Source organism: Streptomyces sp. NPDC017979 (assembly GCF_044328175.1).
Lineage (GTDB): Bacteria > Actinomycetota > Actinomycetes > Streptomycetales > Streptomycetaceae > Streptomyces.
Genome location: NZ_JBIRGU010000004.1, coordinates 258549 through 284855, shown reverse-complemented (window position 1 = coordinate 284855; position 26307 = coordinate 258549). Strand labels below are relative to the sequence as shown.

General features: G+C 70.3%; 29 protein-coding genes and 1 pseudogene. 19 read left to right on the top strand and 11 right to left on the bottom strand.

The features are described 5' to 3' along the window. Positions 1–96: 96 nt before the first annotated feature. Together ACH4E8_RS14195 and ACH4E8_RS14190 are read right to left on the bottom strand one after the other, a co-directional pair. The gene (locus ACH4E8_RS14195; protein WP_398447780.1) at positions 97–1650 is read right to left on the bottom strand and encodes an MFS transporter; all 1554 of its coding nucleotides are present in this window, start codon (positions 1648–1650) and stop codon (positions 97–99) included. A 339-nt stretch (positions 1651–1989) separates the two neighbouring features. Beyond that, positions 1990–2103: an AsnC family protein gene (locus ACH4E8_RS14190; RefSeq protein ID WP_398447778.1), complete on the bottom strand. Its 114-nt coding sequence runs from the start codon at positions 2101–2103 to the stop codon at positions 1990–1992. A 240-nt stretch (positions 2104–2343) separates the two neighbouring features. Here ACH4E8_RS14190 and ACH4E8_RS14185 point away from each other — a divergent pair, with 240 nt between their 5' ends. The 4 genes from ACH4E8_RS14185 to ACH4E8_RS14170 all read left to right on the top strand — a co-directional run bounded on the left by ACH4E8_RS14185 (position 2344) and on the right by ACH4E8_RS14170 (position 5485). Continuing rightward, a complete protein-coding gene (locus ACH4E8_RS14185) occupies positions 2344–2745 on the top strand; it encodes a Rid family hydrolase (RefSeq protein ID WP_398447776.1) in 402 nt (133 codons plus the stop codon). A 204-nt stretch (positions 2746–2949) separates the two neighbouring features. Beyond that, on the top strand, positions 2950–3354 hold the full coding sequence (locus ACH4E8_RS14180; RefSeq protein ID WP_398447774.1) for a hypothetical protein: 405 nt from the start codon (positions 2950–2952) through the stop codon (positions 3352–3354). 150 nt (positions 3355–3504) lie between these two features. Further along, entirely contained in the window at positions 3505–3942 is a 438-nt protein-coding gene (locus ACH4E8_RS14175; protein WP_398447772.1) for a hypothetical protein, read from the top strand. 709 nt (positions 3943–4651) lie between these two features. Then, complete coding sequence (locus ACH4E8_RS14170) at positions 4652–5485, top strand: zinc-binding dehydrogenase (protein WP_398447770.1); 834 nt, start codon at positions 4652–4654, stop codon at positions 5483–5485. Positions 5486–5597: 112 nt separating this feature from the next. Here the strand turns inward: ACH4E8_RS14170 and ACH4E8_RS14165 are convergent, their stop codons facing one another. Continuing rightward, positions 5598–6098 carry a Tn3 family transposase gene (locus tag ACH4E8_RS14165; RefSeq protein WP_398447768.1) on the bottom strand — a complete coding sequence of 167 codons (501 nt, stop codon included), beginning with the start codon at positions 6096–6098 and terminating at the stop codon, positions 5598–5600. 1015 nt (positions 6099–7113) lie between these two features. Here ACH4E8_RS14165 and ACH4E8_RS14160 point away from each other — a divergent pair. Next, positions 7114–7317 carry a hypothetical protein gene (locus ACH4E8_RS14160; protein ID WP_398447766.1) on the top strand — a complete coding sequence of 68 codons (204 nt, stop codon included), beginning with the start codon at positions 7114–7116 and terminating at the stop codon, positions 7315–7317. A gap of 89 nt (positions 7318–7406) precedes the next feature. Here ACH4E8_RS14160 and ACH4E8_RS14155 read toward each other — a convergent pair. From ACH4E8_RS14155 to ACH4E8_RS14135, 5 genes and pseudogenes are all read right to left on the bottom strand, one after another. Continuing rightward, positions 7407–7547: pseudogene (locus ACH4E8_RS14155) on the bottom strand (AAA family ATPase); the annotation flags it as partial. Between the two features lie 739 nt (positions 7548–8286). After that, complete coding sequence (locus ACH4E8_RS14150) at positions 8287–8943, bottom strand: hypothetical protein (protein ID WP_398447764.1); 657 nt, start codon at positions 8941–8943, stop codon at positions 8287–8289. 198 nt (positions 8944–9141) lie between these two features. Continuing rightward, positions 9142–10038: an ABC transporter ATP-binding protein gene (locus ACH4E8_RS14145; protein ID WP_398447762.1), complete on the bottom strand. Its 897-nt coding sequence runs from the start codon at positions 10036–10038 to the stop codon at positions 9142–9144. Next, positions 10031–10294 carry a hypothetical protein gene (locus ACH4E8_RS14140; protein ID WP_398447760.1) on the bottom strand — a complete coding sequence of 88 codons (264 nt, stop codon included), beginning with the start codon at positions 10292–10294 and terminating at the stop codon, positions 10031–10033. Before ACH4E8_RS14140 ends, ACH4E8_RS14145 begins: the two co-directional genes overlap by 8 nt. A 99-nt stretch (positions 10295–10393) precedes the next feature. Next, positions 10394–10756: a hypothetical protein gene (locus ACH4E8_RS14135; RefSeq protein WP_398447758.1), complete on the bottom strand. Its 363-nt coding sequence runs from the start codon at positions 10754–10756 to the stop codon at positions 10394–10396. Between the two features lie 350 nt (positions 10757–11106). Here ACH4E8_RS14135 and ACH4E8_RS14130 point away from each other — a divergent pair, with 350 nt between their 5' ends. The 5 genes from ACH4E8_RS14130 to ACH4E8_RS14110 all read left to right on the top strand — a co-directional run bounded on the left by ACH4E8_RS14130 (position 11107) and on the right by ACH4E8_RS14110 (position 16802). After that, entirely contained in the window at positions 11107–12102 is a 996-nt protein-coding gene (locus ACH4E8_RS14130) for a hypothetical protein (RefSeq protein WP_398447756.1), read from the top strand. A gap of 434 nt (positions 12103–12536) precedes the next feature. Next, positions 12537–13955, top strand: coding sequence for a DEAD/DEAH box helicase (locus tag ACH4E8_RS14125; protein ID WP_398447754.1), 1419 nt, complete (start codon positions 12537–12539; stop codon positions 13953–13955). Positions 13956–14006: 51 nt separating this feature from the next. After that, a complete protein-coding gene (locus ACH4E8_RS14120) occupies positions 14007–14345 on the top strand; it encodes a thioredoxin domain-containing protein (RefSeq protein ID WP_361544153.1) in 339 nt (112 codons plus the stop codon). A gap of 304 nt (positions 14346–14649) precedes the next feature. Continuing rightward, positions 14650–15759 carry an AI-2E family transporter gene (locus ACH4E8_RS14115; protein ID WP_398447752.1) on the top strand — a complete coding sequence of 370 codons (1110 nt, stop codon included), beginning with the start codon at positions 14650–14652 and terminating at the stop codon, positions 15757–15759. A 245-nt stretch (positions 15760–16004) separates the two neighbouring features. Beyond that, a complete protein-coding gene (locus tag ACH4E8_RS14110) occupies positions 16005–16802 on the top strand; it encodes a SigB/SigF/SigG family RNA polymerase sigma factor (RefSeq protein ID WP_398447750.1) in 798 nt (265 codons plus the stop codon). A gap of 96 nt (positions 16803–16898) precedes the next feature. Here ACH4E8_RS14110 and ACH4E8_RS14105 read toward each other — a convergent pair whose 3' ends face one another. Beyond that, a complete protein-coding gene (locus ACH4E8_RS14105) occupies positions 16899–17072 on the bottom strand; it encodes a CsbD family protein (RefSeq protein ID WP_398447748.1) in 174 nt (57 codons plus the stop codon). A 496-nt stretch (positions 17073–17568) separates the two neighbouring features. Here ACH4E8_RS14105 and ACH4E8_RS14100 point away from each other — a divergent pair, with 496 nt between their 5' ends. Further along, on the top strand, positions 17569–17895 hold the full coding sequence (locus tag ACH4E8_RS14100; RefSeq protein ID WP_398447746.1) for a plasmid stabilization protein: 327 nt from the start codon (positions 17569–17571) through the stop codon (positions 17893–17895). A 255-nt stretch (positions 17896–18150) separates the two neighbouring features. On the opposite strand, the gene ACH4E8_RS14095 is transcribed toward ACH4E8_RS14100, so the two are convergent. After that, positions 18151–18306 carry a DUF6131 family protein gene (locus ACH4E8_RS14095; protein WP_398447745.1) on the bottom strand — a complete coding sequence of 52 codons (156 nt, stop codon included), beginning with the start codon at positions 18304–18306 and terminating at the stop codon, positions 18151–18153. A 364-nt stretch (positions 18307–18670) separates the two neighbouring features. Here ACH4E8_RS14095 and ACH4E8_RS14090 point away from each other — a divergent pair, with 364 nt between their 5' ends. Both ACH4E8_RS14090 and ACH4E8_RS14085 read left to right on the top strand, forming a co-directional pair. Then, on the top strand, positions 18671–18913 hold the full coding sequence (locus tag ACH4E8_RS14090; RefSeq protein ID WP_398447743.1) for a WhiB family transcriptional regulator: 243 nt from the start codon (positions 18671–18673) through the stop codon (positions 18911–18913). Positions 18914–18918: 5 nt separating this feature from the next. Beyond that, a complete protein-coding gene (locus ACH4E8_RS14085) occupies positions 18919–19152 on the top strand; it encodes a hypothetical protein (RefSeq protein WP_398447741.1) in 234 nt (77 codons plus the stop codon). Between the two features lie 107 nt (positions 19153–19259). Here the strand turns inward: ACH4E8_RS14085 and ACH4E8_RS14080 are convergent, their stop codons facing one another. Beyond that, complete coding sequence (locus tag ACH4E8_RS14080) at positions 19260–19874, bottom strand: RNA polymerase sigma factor (RefSeq protein ID WP_398447739.1); 615 nt, start codon at positions 19872–19874, stop codon at positions 19260–19262. Between the two features lie 174 nt (positions 19875–20048). Here ACH4E8_RS14080 and ACH4E8_RS14075 point away from each other — a divergent pair, with 174 nt between their 5' ends. The 6 genes from ACH4E8_RS14075 to ACH4E8_RS14050 all read left to right on the top strand — a co-directional run bounded on the left by ACH4E8_RS14075 (position 20049) and on the right by ACH4E8_RS14050 (position 26274). Further along, entirely contained in the window at positions 20049–21044 is a 996-nt protein-coding gene (locus ACH4E8_RS14075; RefSeq protein ID WP_398447737.1) for a MerR family transcriptional regulator, read from the top strand. Between the two features lie 225 nt (positions 21045–21269). Continuing rightward, on the top strand, positions 21270–22520 hold the full coding sequence (locus ACH4E8_RS14070; RefSeq protein WP_398447735.1) for an NAD(P)/FAD-dependent oxidoreductase: 1251 nt from the start codon (positions 21270–21272) through the stop codon (positions 22518–22520). A gap of 97 nt (positions 22521–22617) precedes the next feature. After that, on the top strand, positions 22618–22770 hold the full coding sequence (locus tag ACH4E8_RS14065; RefSeq protein ID WP_398447733.1) for a hypothetical protein: 153 nt from the start codon (positions 22618–22620) through the stop codon (positions 22768–22770). Next, a complete protein-coding gene (locus tag ACH4E8_RS14060; RefSeq protein WP_398447731.1) occupies positions 22767–23978 on the top strand; it encodes a lycopene cyclase family protein in 1212 nt (403 codons plus the stop codon). Before ACH4E8_RS14065 ends, ACH4E8_RS14060 begins: the two co-directional genes overlap by 4 nt. Continuing rightward, positions 23975–24709: a class I SAM-dependent methyltransferase gene (locus tag ACH4E8_RS14055; protein ID WP_398447729.1), complete on the top strand. Its 735-nt coding sequence runs from the start codon at positions 23975–23977 to the stop codon at positions 24707–24709. Before ACH4E8_RS14060 ends, ACH4E8_RS14055 begins: the two co-directional genes overlap by 4 nt. Further along, positions 24706–26274: an FAD-dependent oxidoreductase gene (locus ACH4E8_RS14050; RefSeq protein ID WP_398447727.1), complete on the top strand. Its 1569-nt coding sequence runs from the start codon at positions 24706–24708 to the stop codon at positions 26272–26274. Before ACH4E8_RS14055 ends, ACH4E8_RS14050 begins: the two co-directional genes overlap by 4 nt. Positions 26275–26307 lie beyond the last annotated feature (33 nt).

Here is a 26307-nt window from a genome sequence, read left to right as displayed (position 1 = left end):
GGATGGGCGGGAGGCCGGGGCCATCGTAGGCGGCCCTCGGACTCCCGGACTGGTACGGCGAGTCCGGGCCCTTCGGATGGCCCCGGCACGGCGCCGTCAGTGTTCCCGAGTCCGGCGCGGGCGCAGCAGGAGGACGCTGACGAGGGCGCCGACCAGTGTCAGCGAGGCGGAGACCGCCAGGCAGAGGAAGAGGCCGTCGAGGAAGGCGTCGGAGAGGGCGCCGAGTGCCCGGCCCTCCAGCGGTCCTAGGCCCATCCCGCTGACCGCGCCCAGTCCGCCGGACTCCACGGCACCCGTGATGCGCTGTGTCGTCGCGGGATCGATACCGGCGTCGGCGAGGTGTCCGGGCAGCGTGCTGACGGTCCGGGTGGTCAGCAGCACGCCCATCAGTGCTGGGCCGAGGGCGCCGCCGACCTGGCGGAAGGCGTTGTTCCCGGCGGCGGCCATCCCGGCCAGTCGAAGCGGTACGGAAGCGATGGCGGCGTTGGTCATCGGGGTGATGACCATGCCCATGCCCAGGCCGAGCAGGGCGAGCCGCCAGGACAGCGCGGCGAAGGAGGTGGTCACGCCGACGGCGGTCAGGGACAGCAGCGCGCCCGCGCTGAGCAGCAGACCGGCCGTGATCAGGACATGTGCCGGCACACGGCGCATCAGCGGGGCCACCAGCACCGCGGTCACCAGGCTGACCGCCGTCACCACCAGCATGCGGTACGCCGTGTCGAGGGCGCCGAGCTGCTGCACCATGCCGAAGTAGAGGCTGAGGACGAAGAAGAACCCGATCAGCCCCAGGAAGGTGATCATGGCGATCAGCGCGGTGGCGCTGAACGCCGCGCTGCGGAAGAGCTCGGGAGTGAGCATCGGGCTCGTGCTGCGCCGCTCCACCAGCACGAGGGCGACGAGACTCACCGCGCTCAGCGCGAGAGCGAACACCACCTGCGCCTGCGTGAAGGAGTTCGCACCGCCCTCGATGACGCCGTACACCAGGGCGGTGATGGCCAGGACGGCGGCGAACTGGCCCGGCCAGTCCAGCCGGCGCGCGCCGGGCGCCCGCGAGTCGGTCAGCAACGGCACGGACACTGCCAGGGTGACTACGGCCACGGGTACGGCGGGCAGGAAGATCCAGCGCCAGGAGGCATGGTCGAGGATCACCCCGGCCACCAAGGGGCCGACGGCCAGTGCCGCCATCAACGAGGCGGCCCAGACGCCGACGATCCTGCCGCGCTTGTTCGGGTCCGGTACGGCATGGCTGATCAGCGCCAGAGTGCTCGGCAGCAACGCCGCCGCACCGGTCCCGGCCAGTGCCTGTCCCACCAGCAGCACTCCTGTCGAGTCCGCGGACAGGGCGACCACCGCACCCGCGGTCGCGAACACCAGGCCCGCCTGGAACACCTTCTTGCGGCCGTGGACGTCCCCGATGACACCGGCGGTGAGGATCAGTGCCGCCATCGGCAGCACGAACGCGGCCGAGACCCAGGAGAGCTGGGCGGTCGTCGCCTGGAACGCCTGCTGGATGGCCGGCAGGCTCACGGAGACCGTGGTCACCGGCATGTAGGCCACGAACACGCCGACGCAGGCCATGACCAGCGTGGCCGCCCCTCGCTGTCTTGCTCCGATCGTGGTCGCGGTCGCGGTCGCCTGGACAGTACTCACGTGCTTCCTCGCTGGCGTGGGGTGGGATCTGACGGCCCCACCTTCCGGCCAGCTCCGTTCCAGCCCCCACCAGAACCTGGAAGAGCTCGGAATCCGACATCTCCACCGAGTTCTCGCGGAATTTCCGACCCGCCTCGGGCGCGGTCCCGTCGAGCGGAGCCGGTGGTGACCGGATGTCGCCGACCGAGGGTCCGCCAGGGGGACAGGCGGTGGAGTCGGGTGCTGTGACGGCCCTCTGGCGGCAGCCCGCATCGGTGAGGACGAACCGACCGCGGGAACCCGCCTGACCACGTTCACGGTGCCGAAGCGGCGCAGCACGTGGAAACGTCGTACCGCCGTCTACTCGGACACGCCGACGGCCTCGCCGACGCTCGTGAAGGCGGCCCGCGGAGCCCGCTGCAACGCGTGGAGGACATGGACGTCCACGCGGTCGAGCATGGCGGAAATCAGCACTTCCCGAGCTCTGCCGAGCGGGTTTCTCCGGATTCCGGGAGGTCCGCTTGGAGATCTCATCACTCATCTCTGATTCTTGCGGAGGCGCCGGACGACAGAACGACGCGAGGGGAAGAGCCCGAGGCGGCGGAAACCTCCCCCTGTGATGGTCGTGATGTGACGGACCGTGCGCATGTCACTCGGGACGGCGCGATGGCACCGGAGCGTCCGAGCGGCGGAACGACGAGTCAAGGAGCAGAGATGAGCCGTACGGAGATCGGTCCGCGCGTGGTGGGCGGAAAGCTGATGTACAACCGCGCCGTCCGGATCGACGGGACCCAGAGCCTGTTGTTCGTCGCGGGCCACGAGGCGCGGGACGACCAGGGAACCGTTGTCCACAAGGGGGACATGGCGGGCCAGATGAGGCTCACGATCGAAAGGCTCGGCAACACCGTCACCGAAGCGGGGATGACGATGGCGGACGTGGTGCAGATCCGCGTCTTCACCACCGACCTGGCCGAGTGCAAGGCACAGTACGGGGTTCTCATGGACGAGCTCGCCGCAGTCCACTGCCGGCCGGCCAGCCTCCTGGCCGAGGTCACCGCCCTCTCCGACCCCGACATGCTCATCGAGATCGAAGCCCTCGCCGCGCAGGGCGCCTGACACGACGGATCACCCTCGCACGGCTCGGGGCCGAGACATCCCTCCGTCTCCGGGTTCGCGGACTCCTCCGATCCCGCCGCGGATCGACGTCTTGGCGCTGACGGGGCCGGCGGGGTGGGGGCTCGTCTCGCTGCGGTCGAGGATTCGTGGCGGACGGCGCTTGGGTGGACGGTCGCGCCGTGGCGCGGGTCGCCTGGGCAGGCGGTGCCGGAGCACGTCAGGTTCTCGGCCAACAACTTGCTGTGGGCGTGCTCCGAGTACGAGTCGGTGGGGGACGACGTGGCGGAGCTGCGGCGGCTCGCTGCGGAGCGCCGTGCTGCGCTGGAGGGCTCGGGGCGTCCTGGCCCGGTTCGGGTCGGATCCTGCCCGGCAGTTGTCGAGGGCGCTGAGTGTGGGGAGGTGTTGACGGCGACCGCGGACAGTCTGCGTATCCGGTGTCGTTCCTGTGGAACTGGGCACGAGATCAAGAGCTTCAAGATCGATCAGATCAACGGCAACACAGCCCACGTCACCTATGCCTTCGATGACGCGCCCTTGCTCGACCAGGAGCAGCAGCCATGGATCCGTGAACATGACACGTATAGTCGATGGAAGTACGACGACTGCTAGCCGAATCGACAAGCGAGCCCGCAGTGCGCCGGCGTTACGTGTACGTCTGGCGCAGAGCCGAGCTTCGTCGTGTCACGGTCCGGACACGCTGTCCGCGCCCTGCGCCCACGCCGTGCACGATGATCTCCACGCACTCACCGTGGGGGACCCATGCGCAGCAGACTCATCCCGGCCGCCTTCACCGCGGCGCTCGTCGCCTTCGCACTCACCGCCTGTGGCAGCAGCGACGAAGGCGACAGCAAGTCTGCGGCGGTGGCGTCCTCGACCAGTTCCGCTCCCGAGGCCGACCCGACCGAGGAGTGGCTGACTGCGGCCCGCACCACGGCCGCGGCCGACTGGCCGGAGGACGCGGCGCCCGCAGACCACGAGATCGCCCTGTACCCCGACCTGTGGTGCGCCGAGCTGAGCAAGGGACACAGCGTCGGATACCTCCTCGACACCAAGCAGGGTGAGTTCTACCCGATCGGCGAGACCTGGGGCACTCAGATCGACACGGCCCGAAAGCTCGTAGTCGCAGCCGTGGGCGTTGCCTGTCCCGAACTCAAAGACCAGGTCACTGCCGACCTACGGGAGGCCGGCGTCTACTGACCGAGCAGGAGGTGAGCGCCTGTTGCCGGCAACCCCCGCAACGGGCGCCCCTACCGGCGACTCGCCGCTCTCCGTGGACTCCCTCGCCTACCATGTGCCGCCGAGACCGGTGGCCGGCGAGGCTTCCTCTCGCCAAGCAGCGCAATTCTCGTGTGACTTGTGTGAAGCCTGGATGACCCGCGGGAAGATCCAACCCCTGTTCGGCGCGCCCGGAGCCGAGGTCTTCCACCTCCCCACCGTGCAGGGAGCATCGCGGCCCGCGGCGCCAAGCACACCCCCCGGGACCCAGCTGCGAACAGCCGCGGACCACACCAGCGTCGACGAACCACCCTCCAGACCCCTGCGTTCGACGGTGCGAAGTGCAGGCAGGGCCTCGTAGCGCCCCCGCGGTCGGCCCACCGTCCACCCGGCCCGAGGGCGGCAACCCGGGTGGATCGTCCCGCCGCTCCTCTACTCCCAGGCCAGGAGCGGCGGGACACCAACTCACCGTCACGAAACAGCCACAACCCGCTGTTCGGGCATGGGCATCCTTCGGCTGGACGGACTGCTAGTCCGCATACTGTCGTGGGATTAAACGGACCGTCGGTCCGAATGATGCACGCCTACAGAGAGGCTCCTGGCCATGCGCGCACTCCTCGTTGATCCCGACGCTCAGGGGTCCCTGCGTCTCGGGACGGCCCCAGAACCCCAGGCAGCACCGCATCAGCTGGTGATCGATGTCCAGCACATCTCGCTCAACCGCGGCGAGGTGGCGTTCGCCGGGCGGCTTCCGGCCGGAACCGTTCACGGCTACGACGCCGCCGGTGTCGTAGCTCGTGCCGCGGCGAACGGCACCGGGCCGTCCGTAGGAGCCAGGGTCACGGCGTTCGGTGCCGGCGCGTGGGCCCAGCGGATGGCCGTGGACACCACTGCGGTGGCTGAAGTTCCCGCCCAGGTCGACCTCGCTGACGCCGCCGCGCTGCCGATGGCTGGCATCACTGCGTTACGCACGCTGCGCTCCCGCTCCATCCTGGGCCGACGAGTACTGATCACCGGCGCAGCCGGCGGCGTCGGCCGCTACGCGGTCCAGCTCGCGGCCCTGGGGGGTGCCCATGTGATCGCCTCGGTGGGGTCGTCGGCGCGCGCCGACGGCTTGGCCAAGCTGGGCGCCCACCAAGTGGTGGTCGGCCTGGAAGGCATCGACCGGCCGGTGGACCTCATCATTGACGGCGTCGGCGGTTCACAACTGGCCGCAGCCTGGGAACTCCTCGCCCCCGGTGGGGGCGTGCAGAACATAGGCTGGGCTTCCGGCGAACCGGCGGTGTTCGCGCCGTACTCGCTGGTCTCCATGGGGCCGTCCAAGACGATGAACACATTCGGTGACGTCCATGAGGTCGGCCCGGACCTGTCAACCCTGCTGGAGTTCGTGGCAGCAGGGAGGCTTTCCCCAGAGGTCGACTGGCACGGTCCCTGGGAGCGTGTCACCGAGGCCGCCCAAGCGCTGCTGGACCGGCGCATCGCAGGCAAGGCGGTCTTGGATGTAGAGCCGACGGCGGCCGACTGACCGCAGCCGGGCGGCGTGCCCTCTTGGGCACCCGCCCGGCTGTTCCGATTCGAGGATTGGACAGTCCCGCTGGTACGGCTGCCCGTCGTCCGGCTCCTTTTTGTTGGGCGGATCACACAGAGGGCGCACTCCCGTCACTGCGGGCGTGACGGGAGTGGACCGGCTCACGCTCCGCACGTTCGGCGGCCGACTCCTTATCGCCCGCCGTACGGGGGCTGGGCACCGTGACCGCGGTGAGGCTGAGGCGGGCGTCCATATCGAGGTTGACCTCCCCGTACGGGCGTACGTGAGACCAGAACAGCGGGGTCAGACCGCGCCTATCGGCGGGCGTGAGGAGGATGGCCCACTCCGGTTCGCCCAGGATGTCCTGGAGCATAAGGGTGTTTACGAAGACCAGAGCTGACTGCAAGATTCGCAGGTACAGGACGAACATCTCCTGCTCGTCGCGCCGGTTCGAGGCGATCTCTCCGCCCTTGTCGTAGGCGATCACGGAGTTGGCGCCGTTGGAGGACTCCATCACGTTCAGGCCCTCCTCGATCCCCCGCTGAAGGTCGCGAAGCCTCAGGTAGCGGGCGACGAGGATGGTCTTTTGAGCACGGCCGACCTCCAGCATGGCCGCGTAGGTGGGGTGGGAGGCGTTGCGGGCGAAGCGCCGGGGGATCGGCGTTCGCGATCTGGACGTCGTCCACGGCATCCGATTTCACCAGCTCGCCCAGGGTGGCGACGAGCCTGGCGCTGTCCCTGCGGTCGCCCCAGGTCGGCAACCCGGCGTCACGCAGCCGTCGTAGGACCTGATCGTGGTCCAACAGGGGGCGAAGCTGCCGCAGGACGGTCGGGGCAAGGCCGGCTCCTGCTCAAGGGGCGAGGGGGCATGCCACGCTTCGTCTGGCCGGACGAAGCGGATGGTGCCGCCACGGCCTCGCACCGGGAGCCAGCGCTGGCCACGGATGAAAGCGGACAGGGGGTCGAGACGTGCTGCGTGTCCTTGTTGCCAGTTCGGTCCCGGTTCCAGTTGCTGGTGAGGTGAGTGTTGTTCCATCGGGCCAGGCCGTGAAGGACCAGTCGTGCATAGGCGATCCTGCCCGGTTCACTCAGCCGCGCGGCGACGTCCCGACCCGGTAGCCGGAACGCGGGGGTTCCCGCGTACGGGGTGTACGGATGGGCGACAGGGCTCCGCGTGCGGTCGATGAACGGCCGTGGCTTTGTTCATGTTCAGCGGCAGCGTTTGTCTGCCGGTTTGGGCGTCAGTTGGTGATCACTGCGCCTCGGAATGTTCACGAGAGATGGCGTCAACGCATGGACCAGCGTGGCCTGGATCGTCTACTCGGGTGTCAGGGGGACGTGTCGGAGCCCCGGGGAGACGTTCGCCGTCTGCCGTCTAACCTCTCCTCGGGAGGCGTGGGATTATGGAAAAATCGATCTTGGTCGAGTCCATCAGGTACTCCGCTGTCTGCCAGGGGTGCGGTGCTGAGGCAGAGTGGTGCGGTGTTCAGGCGCTGGTGGGCGAGGCTCTGCGGTGGGATGTTGAGTCGACGTGTCCGACCTGCGGGTTTGCCCTGGCGGTGTGTGGCGGTGACCTGCCGGAGGAACTGCGTGGCCGACTGCTCTCCGAGCACGGGCGGGCAAGCTTGCAGGTAGCCCCGCCGGCGAAGAACGCCGCCGTCATGCGGGTGCTGCGGGCGGAACTCGGCATCGGCCTGGACGGCGTCCGGGCCGTGCTGGAGCAGGTCCTGACCGGGCAGTACTCAGGGACCCTGCCCGAGATGGAGCTCCTGGCCCGGAAGCTGCGGGCGTCAGGCATCGAAGCAGCCGCTTCACGGACAGTGGATTGAGTGGGCCTGTCGCGCGGAACGACTGGGGTCGGTGAGGACGGCCCACCGCCCGGAGGGCGGCGGGCCGTCGAGGCAGGCAGCAGCACAGGTCAGCCAGCCTTGGCCGACTCCTCGGCGCGAGCGCGGGTGCTGGCGAGGCGGTAGGAGTCGGTTCCGGTCTCGATGATCGTGCCGTTGAAGGTGAGGCGGTCGACGAAGGCTGCGCAGAGGCGGGGGTCGGTGAAGGTTTCGAACGCGGTGTCTCTCGCGGCGCTCGGCACGACGCCGACCACGCAGGGCGGGCCCGGCTGAGCTCGCACGGCGCGCGGGTTGCCGTTCCGCCGTCTTCGATGACTGGTCCACCCGCAGAACGGCCAGCCGCCACCCGGAGAATTCCGTTCCGCGCCCCGATCCCCAACCGCACTTGGCCGAGAAGCCACTGTTGCCGAAGCCGACTTGTCTGCCACGGCCAAGTGCCGCGCCCGCGCCCGGAGGTGACGTGGTTCCCGGACGCCGCGCGTCGGGACCGTTTGCTCCACCGCCCGAGTGGTACTCGGGCCCAGGGGCAGGGCTTCGAACGAGTTCCGGTTTCTGAAACCCGCCCGGCCCGGGGTCTTCGTGGCGGTCGTCGCCGCACACCCCCGACGCTGCGGCAGGGCCCGGTCCGAGGATCACCACTGGGTCCGGGGACCCGGGGGGTCGTAGGGGACGGGGGTCGTGGACGACGTAGCGCACGAGTTGGAGCGGCTCTCCTGTGCGGAGGCCGAACCGTTGGGCTACAGAGGGACCTGGCGTACGGGCGGGGAGCTGGGCGCGTGGATCGCCGCGGCCCGCGAGCAGGTGCGGGCGTACGAGCGCGGACTCGCCGGGCTGGTCCGGAGCCCCCTCACTCCCGGTCGGGCGAGCGTGACGCAGTTCCTCCGGCTCCCCGGCTCCTCGACGAGCACGCGCCATCGACGCGTTCCGGCTGGTGTCTCCTCCTCGCCGAGGTCAGCTCGCGTTCTCGGCGCGGTAGGACCGGGCGCCAACAACTGCTGCAACGACAGTGAACGCAAGGAATAGTGCTGCTCCAGGCCCGGCCGAGAGGTCGCTCCCGACCAGGGTGTCCACCAGCGGTCGGTCTGTCTGGGGCAGAGTATCGGCACCTTCGGCCATGGCGGCTCGGCCGGCGCCGAAAGGCAGCCAGCCCGCAAGGACATCGAGCCTGGCAACACGGAGAAGTAGTGCGGTGATCCGTTCGCCGAGCAGGGGCCACAGCACCAGCAGCATCGCTGTGGCGGCGCGATTGCGTACTAGGGCTGCCACTGATGTGGCGATCACGGGCCAGCAGATCATGAAGAGTGTGTAGCCGAGGAGGCTGGGGAGCGTCTGCCCCCATACGGGATGAGGTCGTCCGGTCAGGGCCAGTGTGGTGGTCATGGCCAAGGCGGTTAGGGCAGCACCGACCAGTGCACCTGCCCCTCCAAGTGCCGCGCTGATCAGTAGCTTGCCGCAGAAGGCGGTCGGCCGATCAGCCAGCGTGAGCCACGTTGTCCGAGCTGTGCCTCGTGTGAGTTCGGTGGTGATCGGGCCGGTTGCCAGAGGCAGAAGAAGGATTGCACTGAGAGGGATTTGCAGGGTGACGGCGTCCAGCTGGACTGCGGTCACCGTTGCCCATGTCGAAGGTGCCAGGTTGTCGTGCAAGCCGATGGGCGCGGTTGCTCCAGAGGAGGCTCAGTGCCGCGATCGCTCCCAGGAGAATCCAGGTGGAGCGCAGGGCTGAGAGGTGGCGCCATTCGTAGTGGACGGCCCGTCGCAGTGCCGTCGTCCGGGGGTTGGGGGCACGGGTCGTCGGGAGCTCTTTCGTCATGGGATCTGGAACTCCTCGTCGGCGACGGAGAGGTAGTAGTCCTCCAGCGAGGGTGGGCGTTCGTCGAGCCAGTGGAGGGGGATCCCGCGATCGGCAGCGAGGTCGCCGACCTGGAACCGGTTGATGCCTCGGATGGTGGCTCTGCCGTCATCGAGGAGCACGAAGGTGCCATTCAGCCGTTGCACGGGGTCCGCGAGTTCACCGACCCGAGGGCTTTGAAGTGTGACTTCGCCGCCGAGTCGGGCCAGATCATCGATTGCGGTCTCCGCCACCACTCGACCGCGTGCGAGTACGACGACCCGGTCGGCGAGTTGCTGTGTCTCCGCGAGGAGGTGGCTGGAGACGAGGATCGCCTTCCCATTGGCCGCCATGCTCTGGAGGGTGTCGCGCAGCCATCGGATGGAGTGGGGGTCGAGTCCGTTGGTCGGTTCGTCGAGGAAGAACACGGGCGGGTCGGCCAGGAGTGCCTGGGCGATGCCTGCTCGCTGCGCCATTCCGAGCGATAGCGTGGCGAGGTGTTGGTCGGCGGTGCCGGTGAGTCCTACTTGCTCGATGACGTCGGCGACTCGCCGGTCGGGAACTCCGGCGCCTGCGGCAACCATGCGCAGGTGTGCGGTCAGGGTGTGCCGAGGGTGTCCTGCAATCCCGCCCATGACGGCGCTGACGACCCGGGCGGGATCCCGCCACTGTGCCAGGGAGCGCCCGAAGTAGGTGGTGGTTCCCTGCCCGTTGAGCAGTCCGAGCATCAGGCGGAGGGTGGTCGTCTTCCCTGCTCCGTTCGCCCCGAGGAAGCCGGTCACCGTCCCAGCGGGCACGGTCAACATGACGTCGTCCACGATGCGTTTGCCCCGCTGCTGCCAGGTCAGTTTCTCGGCGCGGACGGCGTCAGCCATGGTTGAGCCAGAAGACGCCACCGAAGATGAGGAGGACGCAGAGCGCGAAGATCCCTCCGGTGCCTGGCTTTTCCTTACTGGCCGCGCACGTTACCAGCGCGGCTAGTGGCGGTAACCAGCCAGCCCAGTAGAGGAGCCAACCGATGCTGATGGCCTTATCCGAACGCACCAGAATGAAGGCGATGAAGGCCGCGGTGATGAACAGTGCCGGCGACGCCCAGAGATTACGTACGACCGTTTGGCGGGTCAGGGCCACGGAATCACCTTTCGGATCGGGCAGGGCCCTGCCCGCCGGCGGCTTCCGTCCGGCGGGCAGGGCAAAATCAGCCGCAGTGGCTCTGCGGTGGGTTTTCGGTCAGTAGTTGCGGATGATGTAGTCGATCAGTTCCATGACCATGTAGTTCGGCATCGCCTTGATGGCCCACTTGATCGGGTTGAAGTTCGACAGGCTGTCGACCCACCGCATGAAGCCGGTGTAGCCCTTCTTCGCCAGGCCCGCGTTCTTGATCGCGTTCCAGATCGACCTGATCGACTGCGGTGTCACGTCCGCCGGGGTACTGGGGGACGTCGTCGACTGGTGAGCGTTGACCGGAACCAACACGGCGGTCGAGGTCGGTGCGGCGGTGACGGCGTTGGCGGCCGCGCGGCGATACCGAAGGCCACGGCGGCGGCGCGGCGATACACCGACCGTGCGCAGAGCAGTGCGCTTCACGTACACGCCTAGGTGCGTAGCCGGGGAAGAAGGCATGCAGGAGCGCAGGCGATGTTTCCACGCAAGACCTGTGCTTATGCGGTCTTCTTCCCCGTTTGGTTTCCCGTATGCCGGGCCCGACTGGCCCGGGTGGGGCATGCCTGCGGAACTTATCCCGGCATTCGGGGCCCGATCAATCGGAAGCGCTGGTGAACAACCTCACGGGCGACACGCATTCGAACGCTTTTACCTGGGCCACCCCCGGTCATCTTGAGGTACGGAGCGTCGGAACGCGCCCTCGCCACCACCTCTCTTCCTGCTTCCTGCGCACCTGTTCTGTCCGGCCGTCGTGTGCCGGACGGCCGAAAGGCGTTTCCTTGACCATCTACTCTCAGCACGCCACCCGTGGAAAGACCCAGATCCTGGCGACCTACCTAGGCCCGGACGGCGTCGTGTCCAAGACTGTTACGAGTCTTGCCGAGCCTCGCCTTGCGGTTCCGGTCGTCGACGCCCTCAATCGGATCTCCGCCTTCGCCACCGCCCCCGTCAGCATCCACGACCGCCGGGAACGGCGTGTGGGCTACTACCCGGGCACGCATCTCGCCGCGCTGACCGACCCAGCTGCCCGCACCGCTCTTCTCGGCGGCGCCCACAGTCTGTGGTACGAGTACGTCTGCCTGCGGCTTCACCAGGCGCTTGCCGACCTGGAAAGTGCCGTGGCGGCTCTCCCCGACACGGTCAGCAGGGCGATCCGATCCGAACTGGAGTCAGAGAAGCACGGGTTGCAGGCAGGACTCGCGGACTTTTCGGGAACTTCCTCGGAGGAGGATCCGGAGACCGAGCGCCGCTGGGAATTCGGTCACCCCTTTGTGAAGTACGACGACGGGCTGGACACGCTGAGCGACGAGACGCGCGAGCAGCTCGACCGACGAGAGTCGGGATTCACCTCGGAGGAACGGGAGAATGCGGTCGCTGCCCTCCGGGTGCTGGTCACCGCGCACTCACAGGGCGGTGCCGAGTGGGCTTCACTCGACGACCCCAGCTGTCGTCTCTTCGCGGAGCCGTACGACTCCGACGGCTTCTACCTGACGATCGAAGCGCCGGAACCAGACGACGACGAGACTTCGTGGGAGATCGAGGTCGGCCGTTGGGTGCCGGACGATCCCGAGGAGGAGCCCGGGAACCACACCAGCGCGACAGGCCACGACATGGTCGGCTGTGCCCTTCCGGTCGCGCCGACCGCCGAGGAGATCGCTCACTTGCTGAAGTCCGTGGACGAGAAGCCGCTGCTGCTCGCCGAGTGGGCTGAGGCGCCTGCGGGAGCGGTACTCGCAGGGACGGCGATGGTGGTGACCGAACGCTACGACTCGTGACCGGGTGGCAAGGAAGCCGTGACGCAGGTGTGATGGGCTGGAAACGGCCCGCCACCGCACGCCGAGCGGATGCTTCAGCCGTGCTGGCCGCCCCGCGAGGTGACAGCCACGGCTGGACTGGCGTGCGTTGCCATCCGGATAGGCTGAGGTTGCTCTAACGGAGGTTGGCGGACACGAACGTGGACCACGTCAACCGCCAGGTTCGGTTGAGCTTCCTCGGCTGATCGAGTTGATCAAGAATGTCCTGGGAGCGGCCGTCGTGTCGGGGACGGCGTGCGGGCCGACGGGTCCGGCGGCGGCCGCCGGGCCGTGGAGCAGCCGGTGCGAGGCCCGCGCTGGTAAGGTCGTGGTCACGCTCGCAGTCATCCTGGGCCCGTGCCGGACAAGGTACGGGCCCCGGTCCGTTCAGGGGCGCCGAAACGAGGAAGGACCCCATGAAGGCGAAGCAGTCCGCCTCAGGCCGCTCCGGACCAGGCAGGTCCGACCAGGCGAGGGCCCCGCGGGGCGAGCTCTCGATGCCGGGGGCGCCGGCGCCCGGTCTCCCGCCGGCCGGGTCCTTCGCGGCGCTGGAACTGCCGGTCGAGCTGATGGAGGTGCTGGCGGAGCTCGGGGTGCGGGAGCCGTTCCCGATTCAGGCGGCCACCTTGCCGAGCGCCCTGGCCGGCCGGGACGTCCTCGGCCGCGCGCGGACCGGATCGGGAAAGACCCTCGCCTTCGGGCTGGCCCTCCTCACACGTACGGCGGGCCGGCGCGCCGAACCGAAGCGCCCCCTCGCGCTGGTCCTGGTGCCGACGAGGGAACTCGCGCAGCAGGTGAGCGAGGCACTGGCGCCCTACGCGAAGGCGCTCGGGCTACGCTCGGCGACCGTGGTGGGCGGGCTGGCGATCAGCCGGCAGACGGCGTTGCTCCGGGAGGGCGTCGAGGTCGTGGTGGCGACGCCGGGACGGCTGACCGATCTCGTCGCCCGGCGGGACTGCCACCTGGACCGGGTGCGGATCGCGGTTCTGGACGAGGCCGACCAGATGTGCGACATGGGATTCCTGCCACAGGTCTCGGAGATCCTGGACCGGATGCCCCCCGGCGGGCAGCGGATGCTGTTCTCCGCGACGCTCGACCGCAACGTCGACCAACTGGTCAGGCACTACCTGAGCGAGCCGGTGCTCGCCACGGTCGATCGGGCGGAGTGCTCGGTCGCCACGATGGAGCACCACGTACTGAACGTCCATCCCGCAGACAAGTACGCGACGGCCACCGAGATCGCGGCCCGGGACGGGCGGGTGCTGATGTTCCTGGACACCAAGCACGGTGTGGACCAGTTCACCCGCCACCTGCGGAGCAGCGGCGTACAGGCGGGTGCCCTGCACAGCGGGAAGTCACAGCCGCAGCGCACGCACACGCTGGCCCAGTTCAAGGACGGCAGGATCACGGTGCTGGTGGCCACCAACGTCGCTGCCCGTGGTATCCACGTCGAGCACCTGGACCTCGTCGTCAACGTGGATCCGCCCTCCGACCCCAAGGACTACCTCCACCGCGGCGGGCGCACCGCGCGCGCCGGGGAGTCCGGCAGGGTGGTCACGCTGGTCACGCCCGGCCAGCGCCGGGACGTGAACCGGATGATGTCGGACGCCGGCATCCGGCCCACCGTCACTCAGGTTCGCTCCGGCGAGGAGCGGCTGACCAGCATCACAGGCGCGAAGCGCCCGCCGGTGCAGGACAGGACGAAGAGCGGGAACGCGGCGTTTTTGGGTCTGGGCACCCGCGCGGGCCGCCCCCCGAAGGAATCCCGGAAGGCCGCGGAGGCCCGCATGATGGCGGAGGCCCGCAAGGCCGGCCGAGTGCGCAGGGCCCGCTGACGGGCGGTGCGCGCAGCCGCGGTCGGAAACACCATGAGTCGAGGAGTGCCGGTGGCGAACAGGGTCCATCAACCCCGGGAGGAAGCGGAGTTCGAGTTCATCCTGGCGAGGGCGGACGTTCCGGTGCTCGCGTACTTCCACGGGGTGTGGCCCAAGGCCGCGGCAGCATGCAAGGAAATGGATCCCCTGGTCAGCGAGGTGGCCGACGCCCACCAGGGCCGGCTGATCGTCGTGCGGGCCGACATCGCGAGGTGCCCCGGCCCCGTACGGCGGTACGTTGTCACCGGCGCGCCCTCCCTCGTGCTGATCGACCGGGGAGAGGCGATCGCGGCCACGAGCGGTCCGATGACCAGGACTGCGCTCGGGGAGTTCCTGCAAGCGCACCTGTGACCAGGCCGCATACCGGCCGGCGAGATGGTGCCCGCGGCGACGGCCCGGCGCCATCCTGGCCGGCCCGGCCCCCACCCCGGGCGAGGCGATGAAGACCGTACGGACGAAGGCAATCTCACGGCATCGTCGACGCGCTCGCCGAGGCAGCGTGAAACCGCACCCGACGACCGGCACGGCACGACGGGGTGAGCACCCCGATCGCCCGCAGTCGGGTCCGACCGGTCAGCGGACCCGCGCGGTGCCCTCCGGGTGAACCGACCGGCCTCCAGGTGGTCGCACCAGGCGGCGGAGGTACAGCAAAGGGATGTCCAGCCGCGCCGAGCCGCCGGTGTCACCGTCCGGCCCCACCCCGCCCCGGGGCGTGCCCGATGGCCTGCGGGTCGCCGCCGCGTACGCCTGGCGCGTCGTCGTGGTGGCGGTCGTCGTCCTCGGGGCCTTCTCCGTGCTCGGGCGTTTCCACCAGATCGCCCTCGCCGTGTTCCTGGGGCTCGTGGCCACGGCCGTGTTGCGGCCCGTCGCAGACCTGTTGGACCGGAAGCTGCCCCGCGCGCTCGCCGTGGGTGTGGCCGTGACCGGCAGCGTCGTCCTCGTCCTCGGTGCGTTCGCACTGGTCGGGGAGGTCGTCGCGGGACAGCAGAACACGCTGGCACGGGAGTTCCGCAGCGGGTTCGACCGGATCGTGCACCTGCTGGAGCAGCCGCCGCTCCGGATCTCCCCGCGCTTCCTGGACGACCTCCAGTCCGAACTCGGACACTTCTTCACGACACACCGCTCCGCCATCGTGAGCACCGCTCTCAGCGGTGCCGGCCGGGTGGTCGAGGTGTTGACCGTGCTCGCCCTCGCAGTGTTCTGCGCCGTCTTCTTCATCCACTCCGGCGAGCGGTACTGGGGCTGGTTCTGCGCCGAGCTTCCGTCGCGCTTCCGCCGCCGCACCTCGGTGGCGGCTCGGGCCGCTTGGCGGACCTTCACCGGCTACACCCACGGCGTGCTGCTCGTCGCCACGACCAACGCGATCCTCGTCGGCTTCGCACTCACCCTGCTCGGCGTGCCCCTCGCTCTGCCGCTGGCCCTGCTGGAGTTCTTCGCCGCGTTCGTCCCCCTGATCGGCTCGCCGATCGCGCTGGCCGTCGCGGTGGTGATCGCGCTCGCGTCCAAGGGGCCGCTGGTGGCGGGCATCGTGGTGGTCCTCATCGTGCTCATCGGTCAGATCGAGGGCCATCTGTTGCACCCGCTGATCATGAGTTGGGCCGTCCGGCTGCACCCGGTCGTGGTGGCGCTCTCCGTGGTCGGAGGGGCCATTACGGCAGGCGTGCTCGGCGCGGTCGTGGCCGTACCGCTGGTTGCCGTGCTCTGGTCCGTCCGGCAGGCGCTCCGCGGCCCGAGCGGGGAGCGCGACAGCTCCGCCGCTCCCTGAAGTCCGCCGCTCGCTGAAAGTGGTTCGGCGGCACGTCGCGCGCGGGGTGCGCAAGGAGGGGAGGGGTTTGGAAGGGTGGGGGAGAGGTACAAGTGACTGAAGTGCTTCAGAACGCAGGCACACCGCAGGGCAGGTCCCTTTCCGGACCCGTCTCCAGAGGTGACGAGCCGCGCGTGCTCGCTCCCAGTGGCCCCGTTGAGGCCCCCTGTGCTGAACCGTGAATCCCGATCTTGAGGAGCGGTCTCATGAGCACGCCCACCTGCCGTGCAACTCGCCGTACGCGCACGCATGATGACGCGCCCGACACGTCGGCCGCGTTCCGCCGCCTCGTCGCGCTGCCCGAAGGGAAGGAGCGCGATCGGGTGCGGGAGGAGGTGACGGAGGCGTGGTTGCCCATGGCGCACCGGATCGCGTCGCGGTACCGCGGGAAGGGGGAACCGATGGACGACCTGCGGCAGGTCGCCGCGTTGGCGCTGGTGAAGGCCGTGGACCGGTACGACCCGGATCGAGGGGTGGCCTTCGAGAGCTTCGCGGTGCCGACCATCACGGGTGAGGTCCGGCGCCACTTCCGCGACTTCTCCTGGGCCGTGCACGTCCCCCGGGGCGTTCAGGAGGCGCGCAACAAGGTGCGCGTGGCACGCCAGGAGTTGTCCGCCGACGGCCGCGAGCCCGCTGTGACGGACCTGGCCGATCACACGGACCTGTCCGAGAACGACGTACGGGACGGCCTTCGGGCACTGCACTGCCACAACACGCTCTCCCTCGACGCGCCCCTGAGCGGTACGGCCGACAGCGCGGGCGACCTGGCGGACACCCTTGGGTCACCGGATCCGGGGATGGACGTGGTCGTCGACCGCGAGGCGGTCAGGCCGCTGATCGAGCGTCTGCCCGAACGCGAGCGGCGCGTGCTCTACCTCCGCTTCTTCCACGGCATGACGCAGGAGAACATCGCCGCCGAGTTCGGGGTCTCCCAGGTGCACGTCTCCCGCATTCTCGCCACCACCTGCGCCCACCTGCGCCGACGGGCCCTGGCAGAAGCGTGAACGCGTCCCTGGCTTTCGCTGGTCGTACCTGGCTTTCGCTCGTCGTAGGGAAGCCCGAAACTCCCGAGGCCGGGACGCAAGCCCGTTCCCGGCCCGTCAGCGCTTGAAGGTGTCCTTGACCTTCTCCTTCGCCTGCCGGGCGTGGCCCTTCGCCTCGGTCGCCCTGCCCTCGGCCGCAGCGCTGTCGTCCCCCACCAAGCGGCCGGCCTCCTTCTTGACCTTCCCCTTCACCTGCTGGGCCTTGGCTTTGGCCTTCTCGTCCTTCGCCATGGTGACCGCTCCCTTTCCTGAGTCGTGACGGGCGATCCGAAGCGGGACCGTCGGAAACGTTCACCGAGTGCCCGACCATTGCAGGCGTAAACCCATCGTGATGCCCGGAACCGACCGGTCTACGGGAAGGCCACCACGCGGATCGTCCGCAGTGGTGCGTGGACGCGGGGGCGTCGGGGCCGCACATCGCCAGGACGTCGGAACGGAACACGACACGGCCCTGCCGAGGACGTCCCTCACCCGTGGGTCCGTCCTGCACGTGCGGGAGGACGATGTCCTGCCGGGTACCCCGGGCACCCGCCGTCACACCGCCTCGTTGTCGGGCCCGTGCTCCGCCGGACCGGAAGCACGGGAGACGACGGGGCGGTTACCCGTGGGGGTGGCGGTACGCGGCCGGCCGCGCCCGCGCCGGTTGCGACCTGTGCATCGGTCCGGCCCATGCTGGGTACGTGGCGGCGGACCGTCACCAGCCGTGAAGGAGTGAGGAGGAGCGGAGATGTCGCGAGGTTCCAGTGCCAAGAGGGAACGGCAGTACGAACACGTCAAGGAGTCCGCGCGCAAGCGCGGCGAGTCGCCGCGGCGGGCGGAGGAGATCGCGGCCCGCACCGTCAACAAGGAACGCGCCCGCGCCGGGGAGTCGAAGACGGCGAGCCGGGCGTCGCTGCGCGACCCCGAGTCGGCCTCCCGGCGCGGGGGACAGCGCTCCCACAGCGGGGCGCAGGGCCCCACCAAGGACCAGCTGTACGAGGAGGCGAAGAAGCGGAACGTCGAAGGCCGGTCCACGATGAACAAGCAGCAGCTCGCCCGCGCCCTCGGACGGTAGACGCACGGCCCTCCTCTCCTCTGTGCCCGGGACGTTGCTGCTGGGAGACGACCGCCGCACCTGGCGCGAGGTGTCCGCGCTGCGCCCCGCGACGCGGCCCCGCCCGAAGTGCTCCGCAACCCGAAGACCGCGGATACGGACCGTGGCGCGGGAGGAAAGGCGTAGGAGGAGGACTCTTTGGGGCGGCGCCGAAGCGGGCGGGGGGCCGAGCGCCAACCTGCTCGCACCAAACCCGTCTCGTGTGCTCCGGCTCGACTACCAGTAATGTCGTCGGCCGCCCACGGCATGGCCCAACGCACCGAGCACCCAGAGCAGGACGCCGACGGCGATGAGCACGATGCCGATCGTCCACAGGATGCTCAGGCCGACGATCAGGCCCACGATCAGCAGGATCAATCCAAGGATGATCATGACTGCTCCTTCGTGACACCCCCCTCCGTACCACGGTAGACCCCCGAGGAGGACGAGGCCGGGGGACGCTGGAGGGCACGAGGCGATCCCTCGATGCACGGCCAAGGGCCCCGACCCTCGCCGGTCGGCCCAGCGGTAGCGCACTGCCGTGCCCGGACGAATCCTCGCCCCGGGGGTACCCGGGGACGAAGACGGGCGGCCCACCCCCGGACCGCCCTGGAGGCCACTGAGAGTGACGGAGTCCGTTTACCGGCCGTCTTTCCGGATACCCGCAAGAGACAGATGAGGCGACGAAGCGAAGGGAGGGGCGGGCGTGAGGGCGAATCCCGGAACACGGTTCGTCGAATCCGGTGGACGTGACGCGATGGAGTGGCAGCGGGACGCCGCCTGTGCGGACGTGGCCGATCCCGATCTGTTCTTCCCCATCAGCACCACCGGACCCGGCGCCGAGCAGGTCCGAGCAGCGCGGGAGGTGTGCGGACGCTGTCCGGTGGCGGCGCAGTGCGCCCGCTGGGCCCGTGGCACGGGGCAGACGAACGGAGTCTGGGGCGGCATCGCCGCCGAGCGCGGCGTGGGCGTCCCCGCCGCACGACACGCAGGAGGGTGACGACCGTGACGGAACGTCAGGACGGGAAGAAGCAGGACGAACCGCTGCCCCGGGATCCCCAGGACCTCCAGGCAGGCGACGACGAGGGCGAGGATCCGTTGGCGGTCCCCGTGCCCGGTGCACCGGCCGAGGACGACGAACTGCCGGACACGGACGAGGCCGGCACGCATCCCAGGGGACGGCCCCGTGGACACGACGTCCACCCCGAACACCCCGCCCCCGACGAGCCCACCAGCTGACCCGTCGGTGCTACGACCGGCCCGGCGTCGGGCCGGAGATCGGGCGGCCGATCCCAGGACGATCTCGATCGGCTCGGTCCTGAACGACGCCATCGACGAGAACCGTTTCAACAGGGAGGCGTGGGGCCGTCCTTGCCGTCCTGGTCGATCACCGTGCGCAGCCGGTGCAGCCCCCGGCGGGCGTGGCTCTTGACCGTGCCCAGGGGGACACCGGTGCGTTCTGCGATTTGTACTTGGGTCAGGTCCTCGTAGAAGGTCATGCCCAGCACTTCCCGCTGGGCGCGCGGTAGCCGAGACAGGGCCTGGAAGAGCAGTACGCGGTCCAGTACGTCGTCGGGTGCGGCCTGCACCAGTCGGGTGGGCGTGGCGTCTTGCGCGGCGGAGTCGGCGAGGGCGAGGCGCCTCGTCCTGGCCGCCAGGGCGTCGACGATCTTGCGGCGGGTGATGCCGACCAGCCAGGCGCCGAGCGGGCCCCGCTCCGGCCGGAAGCCGTGCCGACCGCGCCAGGCGCCGACGAAGACCTGCTGGGTCACGTCCTCGGCCTCGTGGGCGTCGCCGAGGGAGCGGGTGGCCATGGTGTGGACGAGTGAGCCCCAGCGCTGGTAAATGGCCGCGAACGCCTCGTCGTCGGCGGCGACGAGGCCCCGGGCCAGATCCTCCTCGTGCCGGGACTCGTCCATGGGCGGGGCGAGGGGGGCGGTCGGTCGCGTGGTCGTGATCATGGCCTGATTCCTCCTGCCGTGTGTCGTGCCGGGGGCGAAAGGTCGTCCGCCGTACGGCAAGTTCGCCGGGCCGCCGGCTGGCCGCCATGCGCGTGCTGGCTAGTCTTGGGCGCACAAATGACGCAGGCAACATGCATCGTTTGTGCGTCGTACGGCGAAGGCGTGGGGGCGGAGATGGGAAACGGCGAGAACCGGGACGGCGAAGGCGGCCCCCGGGCCGGCGGGCTGACCACCGGAGAGGTGGCGCGGCGTCTCGGAGTTGCCCCCACCACGATCCGTACCTGGGACCGCCGCTACGGGCTCGGGCCCGAAGCCCGCGCAGGTGGTCGACACCGGCGCTGGACCGCGAGGGACGTGGCGCGGCTGGAGCTGATGTGCGCATGGACGGCGACCGGTGTGCCGCCGGCCGAAGCCGCACACCTGGCACGCCGGGGGGAGCCACCGACGACGGTCTCGGCCGGGCGTACGGCCGACGGGGCAGCGCGCTCCCCGGCTTCCGGCCGTAGCCGTGCGGGCAGCGGGCTGCGGCTCGGCGACGTACGGCAGGAGTGCAGGGGCATCGCCCGGGCCGCCCTGCGCCTCGACGCTGCCGCACTGGACAAGCTGCTGTGCACCGCGATCGCCCAGCACGGACTGGTCGCCGCCTGGACCGAGGTGATGGTGCCGACGCTCCAGGCCGTCGGCCGCAAGTGGGAGACGTCGGGGGAGAAGTACGTGGAGGTCGAACACTTCCTTTCCTGGCACGTCTCCGGCGCGCTGCGGCGCACCGCGCCCATCGCGGTCGCCGATCGTCCCGGAGCCACCACGGTGCTCGCCTGCCTACCGGGGGAGCACCACACCCTGCCGCTGGAAGTGCTGTCCGCGGCGCTGGCGGAGCGGGGCGTTCCCGTGCGGATGTTCGGCGGTGCCCTGCCCGTCGAGTCGCTCGTCGCCGCGGTGCGCAGGACCGGTCCCGCCGCAGTGGGGCTGTGGGCGCAATCCCGTACCACCGCCAGCAGGCCGTTGGCTCAGCACGTGGCCGGCATGGAGTGGGGCGTGCGGGGCGCCCGTCGCAGACCGGTCGTCCTCACCCTCGGACCGGGCTGGACGGGCCAGACGGTGGCCGGTCTGGCGCGTCCGGCGGGACTCGCCGAGGCCGTCGCCGCCCTGGAATCGGTGGTCGCCCCGTGACGGGTCGTCATCCGAGTCGGCCGTGGCGCCTGGCATTGCCCGACCGAACGTGGTCCGCTGGTCCCTGCGGTCGTGGCTGTGCCACCCGTCGTCGATCGGCCGCCGCTCGGTGTCACGTCGACGGGGTCTGACTCTGACCGAACCGGGTACTGGCCGGGGCGACGGTCCGAGCGAACAGCCCCCGACTTCCGTGCGCCGCGGACAGTGCGTCGAGCGAGGAGCAACATGAGCCACGAACACCGTCAGGCACCGAGCGCCGTCGTCGTCGGTGCGGGTCTGGCCGGCCTCGCGTGCGCACAGGACCTGTGCCGTGCCGGCTGGCGGGTGACTCTGCTGGAGGCGTCCGACGGCGTGGGCGGCAGGATGCGCACGGACCGGAAGGACGGGTTCCTGCTGGACCGTGGGTTCCAGGTGTTCAACACCTCCTACCCGCAGGTGAAGCGACGCCTGGACCTGAAGAGCCTGCGGCTGCGGCCGTTCACAGCGGGCTTCATCGTCCACACACCGAACGGGCCCGTCCGTGTGGCCGATCCGACGAGGGAGCCGGGGGCGGTGGGCGCCCTGTTGCCGGGACGGGTCTTCTCGGCCCGCGACCTGACCGCGCTGGCGGCACTCACCGTGCGGGACGCCGTGCTGCCCGCATCCACCGTCAGACGGCGCCGGGACCGTTCCACCTCCACGGCCCTGACCCGGGCCGGAGTGTCGGACGGCGTGATCGCCGACGTCCTCCGGCCGTTCCTGTCCGGAGTGTTCCTCGAAGACCGACTGGAGACCTCCGCGCGCTACTTCCACCTCGTCTGGCGCAGCATGGTCCGCGGGTCCCTGTGCCTGCCGGCGAGGGGCATCGGCGCCGTACCCGCCCGGCTCGCCGCCGACCTGCCCGACGGCGTCGTGCGCCTGGGCGCCGCCGTCGCGGAGGTCACCGACGCCGGAGTGCTGCTGAGCGACGGCAGTGAGGTTCCGTCCCGCAACGTGGTGGTGGCGACGGACGCGGCGACCGCCGCGCGCCTGCTGCCGGGGCTGACCGTGCCGGACACGCGTACCGTCACCACCTACTACCACGCCACCGACGGTACGCCGACCGCCGAACCGACCCTGATGGTGGACAGCGCCGGAGCGCTCTTGAACACCTGCGCACTCAGTGAGGTGGCTCCCGGCTACGCGCCCCGCGGCACCGGGCTGGTCTCCACCTCCGTGCTGGGAACTGACTTCCCCGGCCGGGCACAGGCGGTACTCCGTCGTCTGGCCGAACTGTACGGCGTCGACACGAGCGACTGGCAGCAGATCGCCGCCTACACCGTCGAGGGCGCGCTACCGGCCATGCTTCCCCCCTGGCCACTGAGCCGTACCACCCGCCTCGGCCCGGGTAGGCACGTGTGCGGGGACTACCGGGCAACCGGCTCCGTGCAGGGCGCCCTGGCGTCGGGCGCGCGCGCCGCGCGGGAGGTGTCCGCCGACTCGGGACGGCGGCGATGACGGTGGCGGGCCATTCGTGATCGACCGCATCCACGGTGGGGTCAGGGCCCGAAGTACACACCGATCGGCGTCGTCAGTTCTGTTCCAGGAGGGCAGTGTGGAGCTCAACGGTGTCCGTACGACGTCGCCGCCGGGCAGCGGCGAAGTCCCGCCTCGGCTGGCCGGTGCCGTCGGTGCACTGCCGGCGGACGCCGAGGTGCTGCGTACGCGGCCGGACGGAACGCCCGTCGTCGGACGGCGAGCACGGTGACCCCCCGCGGCGCCGAAGCGTCCGATGCGGTCGTCGTCGGGGGAGGCGCGGCCGGCCTCAGCCTCGCGCACCGGTTGACGGAATCCGGCGCCGCCACCGTGACCGTGGTCGAGCCGCCGGCCGGACCGCTGCGTCCGGCGGAGCGGACCTGGTGCTACTGGCACGCGGGCGTCGACGGACTCGAAGAGGCCGTCAGCGCCTCCTGGTCCGCACTTCGCGTGCACGGAGCCGACGGCAGCCCGGTCACCGTCGAACCGGCCCCGCTCACCTACCGCATGGTGCGCTCCACCGACTTGGAACGCATGGTCCACGGCCGTCTGGCCAGTTCGGACGGCGGGCGTGTCCTGCGCGCGACGGTGGAGGCCGTGCACGCCGTGCCCGGCGGGGCGGAGGTCCGCTGCACCCTGCCGGGAGGCCGGGGCCTGACGCTGCACGCCCGCCGGGTGTTCGACTCAAGACCGCTGCCTGCCCTGCCGCCGGCACGCACGCATTTGTTGCAGCACTTCCGGGGCTGGTTCGTACGCACCGGAGCCGACCGGTTCGATCCGGCGGTCGCGGATCTGATGGACTTCCGGGTCCCCCAGCCGGCACACGGGCTCGCCTTTGGCTACGTCCTGCCGCTGGCGCCGGACCGAGCGCTCGTGGAGTACACGGAGTTCTCACGCAAGGTGCTGACCACCGAAGCGTACGAATCGGCGCTCGACCACTACTGCCGCCGCACCCTCGGGCTCGGCGCGCTCACGGTGGAGCAGACGGAGCAAGGGGCCATCCCCATGACCGACGCCCGCTTCCCACGACGGAACGGGGCCGTGAACCGCATCGGCACCGCGGGCGGCGCCACTCGTCCGGCCACCGGCTACACCTTCGCCGCGGTGCAACGACAGAGCAGAGCCATCGCCTCCGCCCTGCGCCGGGGACGCCGGACCGTTCCCGCACCCCACGGTCGGCGGGCGCTGGCCATGGACGCGATCCTCCTGCGTGCTCTGGACACCGGGCGCATCAACGGCCCGGACTTCTTCACCGACCTGTTCCGCCGCGTCCCGGCCGAGTGCCTGCTGCGCTTCCTCGACGGCACCACCTCACTGCGGGAGGAGTGGGGCATCGGGCTGTGCACCCCGACCCGGCCGATGCTGCGCACGGCAGCCGAACTGCCCTTCCTGCCCCGCCGCTCCCAGCCCGTCGCACGAATCGGAGAGAGTCACCGATGAGCCTCTTGCGCGACCACGACCTGGCCCGCGCCTTCGACCACGCCTGCCACACCTACGACAACCTGACCTCCCTCAACCCCGGCTACCGCACCGATCTGCTGCGCTCCGCCCGCCGCCTCAGGCTCCCCGACGACGGAGCGGGACTCCACCTGCTCGACCTCGGCTGCGGTACGGGCACTTCCACCCGGGCCCTGCTCACGGCCGCGCCACAGGCCCGGGTCACGGCCGTGGACGCCTCCGCGGGCATGCTGCGCCGCGCACTGTCCAAACCGTGGCCCGCACGCGTGCGCTTCCTCCACCTGACTGCCGAGGAACTCGCAACGGCCGGCGAAGGACCCTTCGACGCGGTCTTCGCCGCCTACCTGTTCCGCAACGTCACCGACCCGGACACGGTCCTGGAGACCGTTCGAAGCGTGCTGCGGCCGGGTGGGCGTTTCGCCGCCCACGAGTACAGCCTCAGCGGTTCTCGGGTGCACCGGGCGCTGTGGACGGCGGTGTGCCAAGGGCTCGTCATCCCCGCGGGCACACTCACCGGCGACCGTGCGCTCTACCGCCATCTCTGGCGCAGCGTCATCGCCTTCGACACCGCCCCCGAATTCGCCGCCCGACTGAACCGCGCCGGCCTGACCTCGGTGCACGTCGCCCCCGTCGCCGGATGGCAGACAGGCATCGTGCACACCTTCCTCGCCCGCAACGGCGGTTCGACCACGACGGGGGAGGGCGCACAGTGACCGCCCGCCGCCCTCCCGCCGCCCGACGAGGCCGCGACCGCAAGGCCGAGACCCTGTTCCCCGCTCCCGGCGCAGCGCGCTTCCGGCACGGGGACGCGCCGTCCGTCGCGGTGATCGGCGGCGGAATCGCGGGTCTGGCCGCGGCCACCCTGCTGGCCGAACGCGGCGCCCGCGTCACCCTGTACGAGAAGGAAGACGCACTCGGCGGCCGACTGGCCGGTCGACGCACCACGCTGGCGGACGGCTCTGGCGCAACCATGACCCGTGGGTTCCACGCCTTCTTCCGCCAGTACTACAACCTTCGCGGCTTGCTCCGCCGCACCGACCCCGCCCTGTCACGCCTCACCCCGCTGCCCGACTACCCCCTGCGGCACAGTGGCGGCCTGACCGACAGCTTCGCCCGCATCCCGCGGACCCCGCCCCTCAGCGCGCTCGGATTCGTCGCCCTGAGCCCCACCTTCGGCTGGCGGGACCTCGCCGCCATGGACGCCCTTGCCGCGCTCCCGCTCCTCGACGTCCGCGTGCCCGACGTGTACGAACGCTTCGACGACGTCACCGCCACCGCCTTCCTGGAAAGCGTTCGCTTCCCCGAAGCCGCGCACCACTTGGCCTTCGAGGTGTTCTCGCGCAGCTTCTTCGCCGACCCGCGGGAGATGTCCGCCGCGGAACTGCAGCTGATGTTCCACATCTACTTCCTCGGATCCGCCGAGGGCCTGCTCTTCGACGTACCGACCGAGCCCTTTCCCCAGGCGCTCTGGGACCCGCTCGGCACCTACCTCCAGCGCCTCGGAGCGAGCGTGCGCACCAGCACCCCCGTGCACGAAGTCCGTCCCCGCGACGGCGGGGGAGCGGACGTGCGCACCGATGCCGGTACCGATCGCCACCAAGCCGTGGTTCTCGCCCTCGACACCGGAGGACTGCGGCAGACCGTCGCCGCCTCACCCGACCTGGGCACCGCCGACTGGCGTGATGGCGTCGCCGCCCTGCGAGCCGCGCCGCCGTTCCTCGTGTCCCGGCTCTGGCTCGACCGACCGGTCCGCGACGACCGGCCCGGGTTCCTTGGAACCAGCGGTTACGGCGGGCTCGACAACGTCAGCGTCCTGGAGCGGTACGAGGGCGAGGCGTCCCGCTGGGCCGCGCGGGCCGGGGGCTCGGTCGTGGAACTGCACGCCTACGCCGTCGATCCCGCGGCCGAACGCAAGGACGTGCAGAACATGCTCGTCGACCGGCTGCACCAGGTGTATCCGGAGACCCGCGAGGCACGCGTCGTCGACGCTCGGCACGAGTGGCGCTCAGACTGCCCGTTCTTCGAGGCCGGCTCCCACCACCGGCGCCCCACCGTGCGCACGCCCCACGCGTGGCTGACCCTGGCCGGTGACGCGATTCGCTGCGACCTGCCCGTCGCCCTCATGGAACGGGCCGCCACCACCGGCTTCCTCGCTGCGAACGCCCTGCTCGCCGACTGGGGGGTGCAGGGACAAGTGCTGTGGACGGTCCCGCGATCGGGCCGTTCCCGCTTGCTCCGGACCCTCGGGGGAATCGCGGGCGATCGTCCGTCCCCCTGACGGGTGGCCTTCCGCGCCCGCAGCGGGTGCGGA

Bases quoted from the DNA above. Each gene is read 5' to 3' on its own strand.
- ACH4E8_RS14185 (WP_398447776.1), top strand. From the start codon at position 2,344: ATGAGCCGTACGGAGATCGGTCCGCGCGTGGTGGGCGGAAAGCTGATG.
- ACH4E8_RS14175 (WP_398447772.1), top strand. From the start codon at position 3,505: ATGCGCAGCAGACTCATCCCGGCCGCCTTCACCGCGGCGCTCGTCGCC.
- ACH4E8_RS14165 (WP_398447768.1), bottom strand. From the start codon at position 6,098: ATGCTGGAGGTCGGCCGTGCTCAAAAGACCATCCTCGTCGCCCGCTAC.
- ACH4E8_RS14145 (WP_398447762.1), bottom strand. From the start codon at position 10,038: ATGGCTGACGCCGTCCGCGCCGAGAAACTGACCTGGCAGCAGCGGGGC.
- ACH4E8_RS14125 (WP_398447754.1), top strand. From the start codon at position 12,537: ATGAAGGCGAAGCAGTCCGCCTCAGGCCGCTCCGGACCAGGCAGGTCC.
- ACH4E8_RS14115 (WP_398447752.1), top strand. From the start codon at position 14,650: ATGTCCAGCCGCGCCGAGCCGCCGGTGTCACCGTCCGGCCCCACCCCG.
- ACH4E8_RS14110 (WP_398447750.1), top strand. From the start codon at position 16,005: ATGAGCACGCCCACCTGCCGTGCAACTCGCCGTACGCGCACGCATGAT.
- ACH4E8_RS14105 (WP_398447748.1), bottom strand. From the start codon at position 17,072: ATGGCGAAGGACGAGAAGGCCAAAGCCAAGGCCCAGCAGGTGAAGGGG.
- ACH4E8_RS14100 (WP_398447746.1), top strand. From the start codon at position 17,569: ATGTCGCGAGGTTCCAGTGCCAAGAGGGAACGGCAGTACGAACACGTC.
- ACH4E8_RS14095 (WP_398447745.1), bottom strand. From the start codon at position 18,306: ATGATCATCCTTGGATTGATCCTGCTGATCGTGGGCCTGATCGTCGGC.
- ACH4E8_RS14090 (WP_398447743.1), top strand. From the start codon at position 18,671: ATGGAGTGGCAGCGGGACGCCGCCTGTGCGGACGTGGCCGATCCCGAT.
- ACH4E8_RS14080 (WP_398447739.1), bottom strand. From the start codon at position 19,874: ATGATCACGACCACGCGACCGACCGCCCCCCTCGCCCCGCCCATGGAC.
- ACH4E8_RS14075 (WP_398447737.1), top strand. From the start codon at position 20,049: ATGGGAAACGGCGAGAACCGGGACGGCGAAGGCGGCCCCCGGGCCGGC.
- ACH4E8_RS14070 (WP_398447735.1), top strand. From the start codon at position 21,270: ATGAGCCACGAACACCGTCAGGCACCGAGCGCCGTCGTCGTCGGTGCG.
- ACH4E8_RS14055 (WP_398447729.1), top strand. From the start codon at position 23,975: ATGAGCCTCTTGCGCGACCACGACCTGGCCCGCGCCTTCGACCACGCC.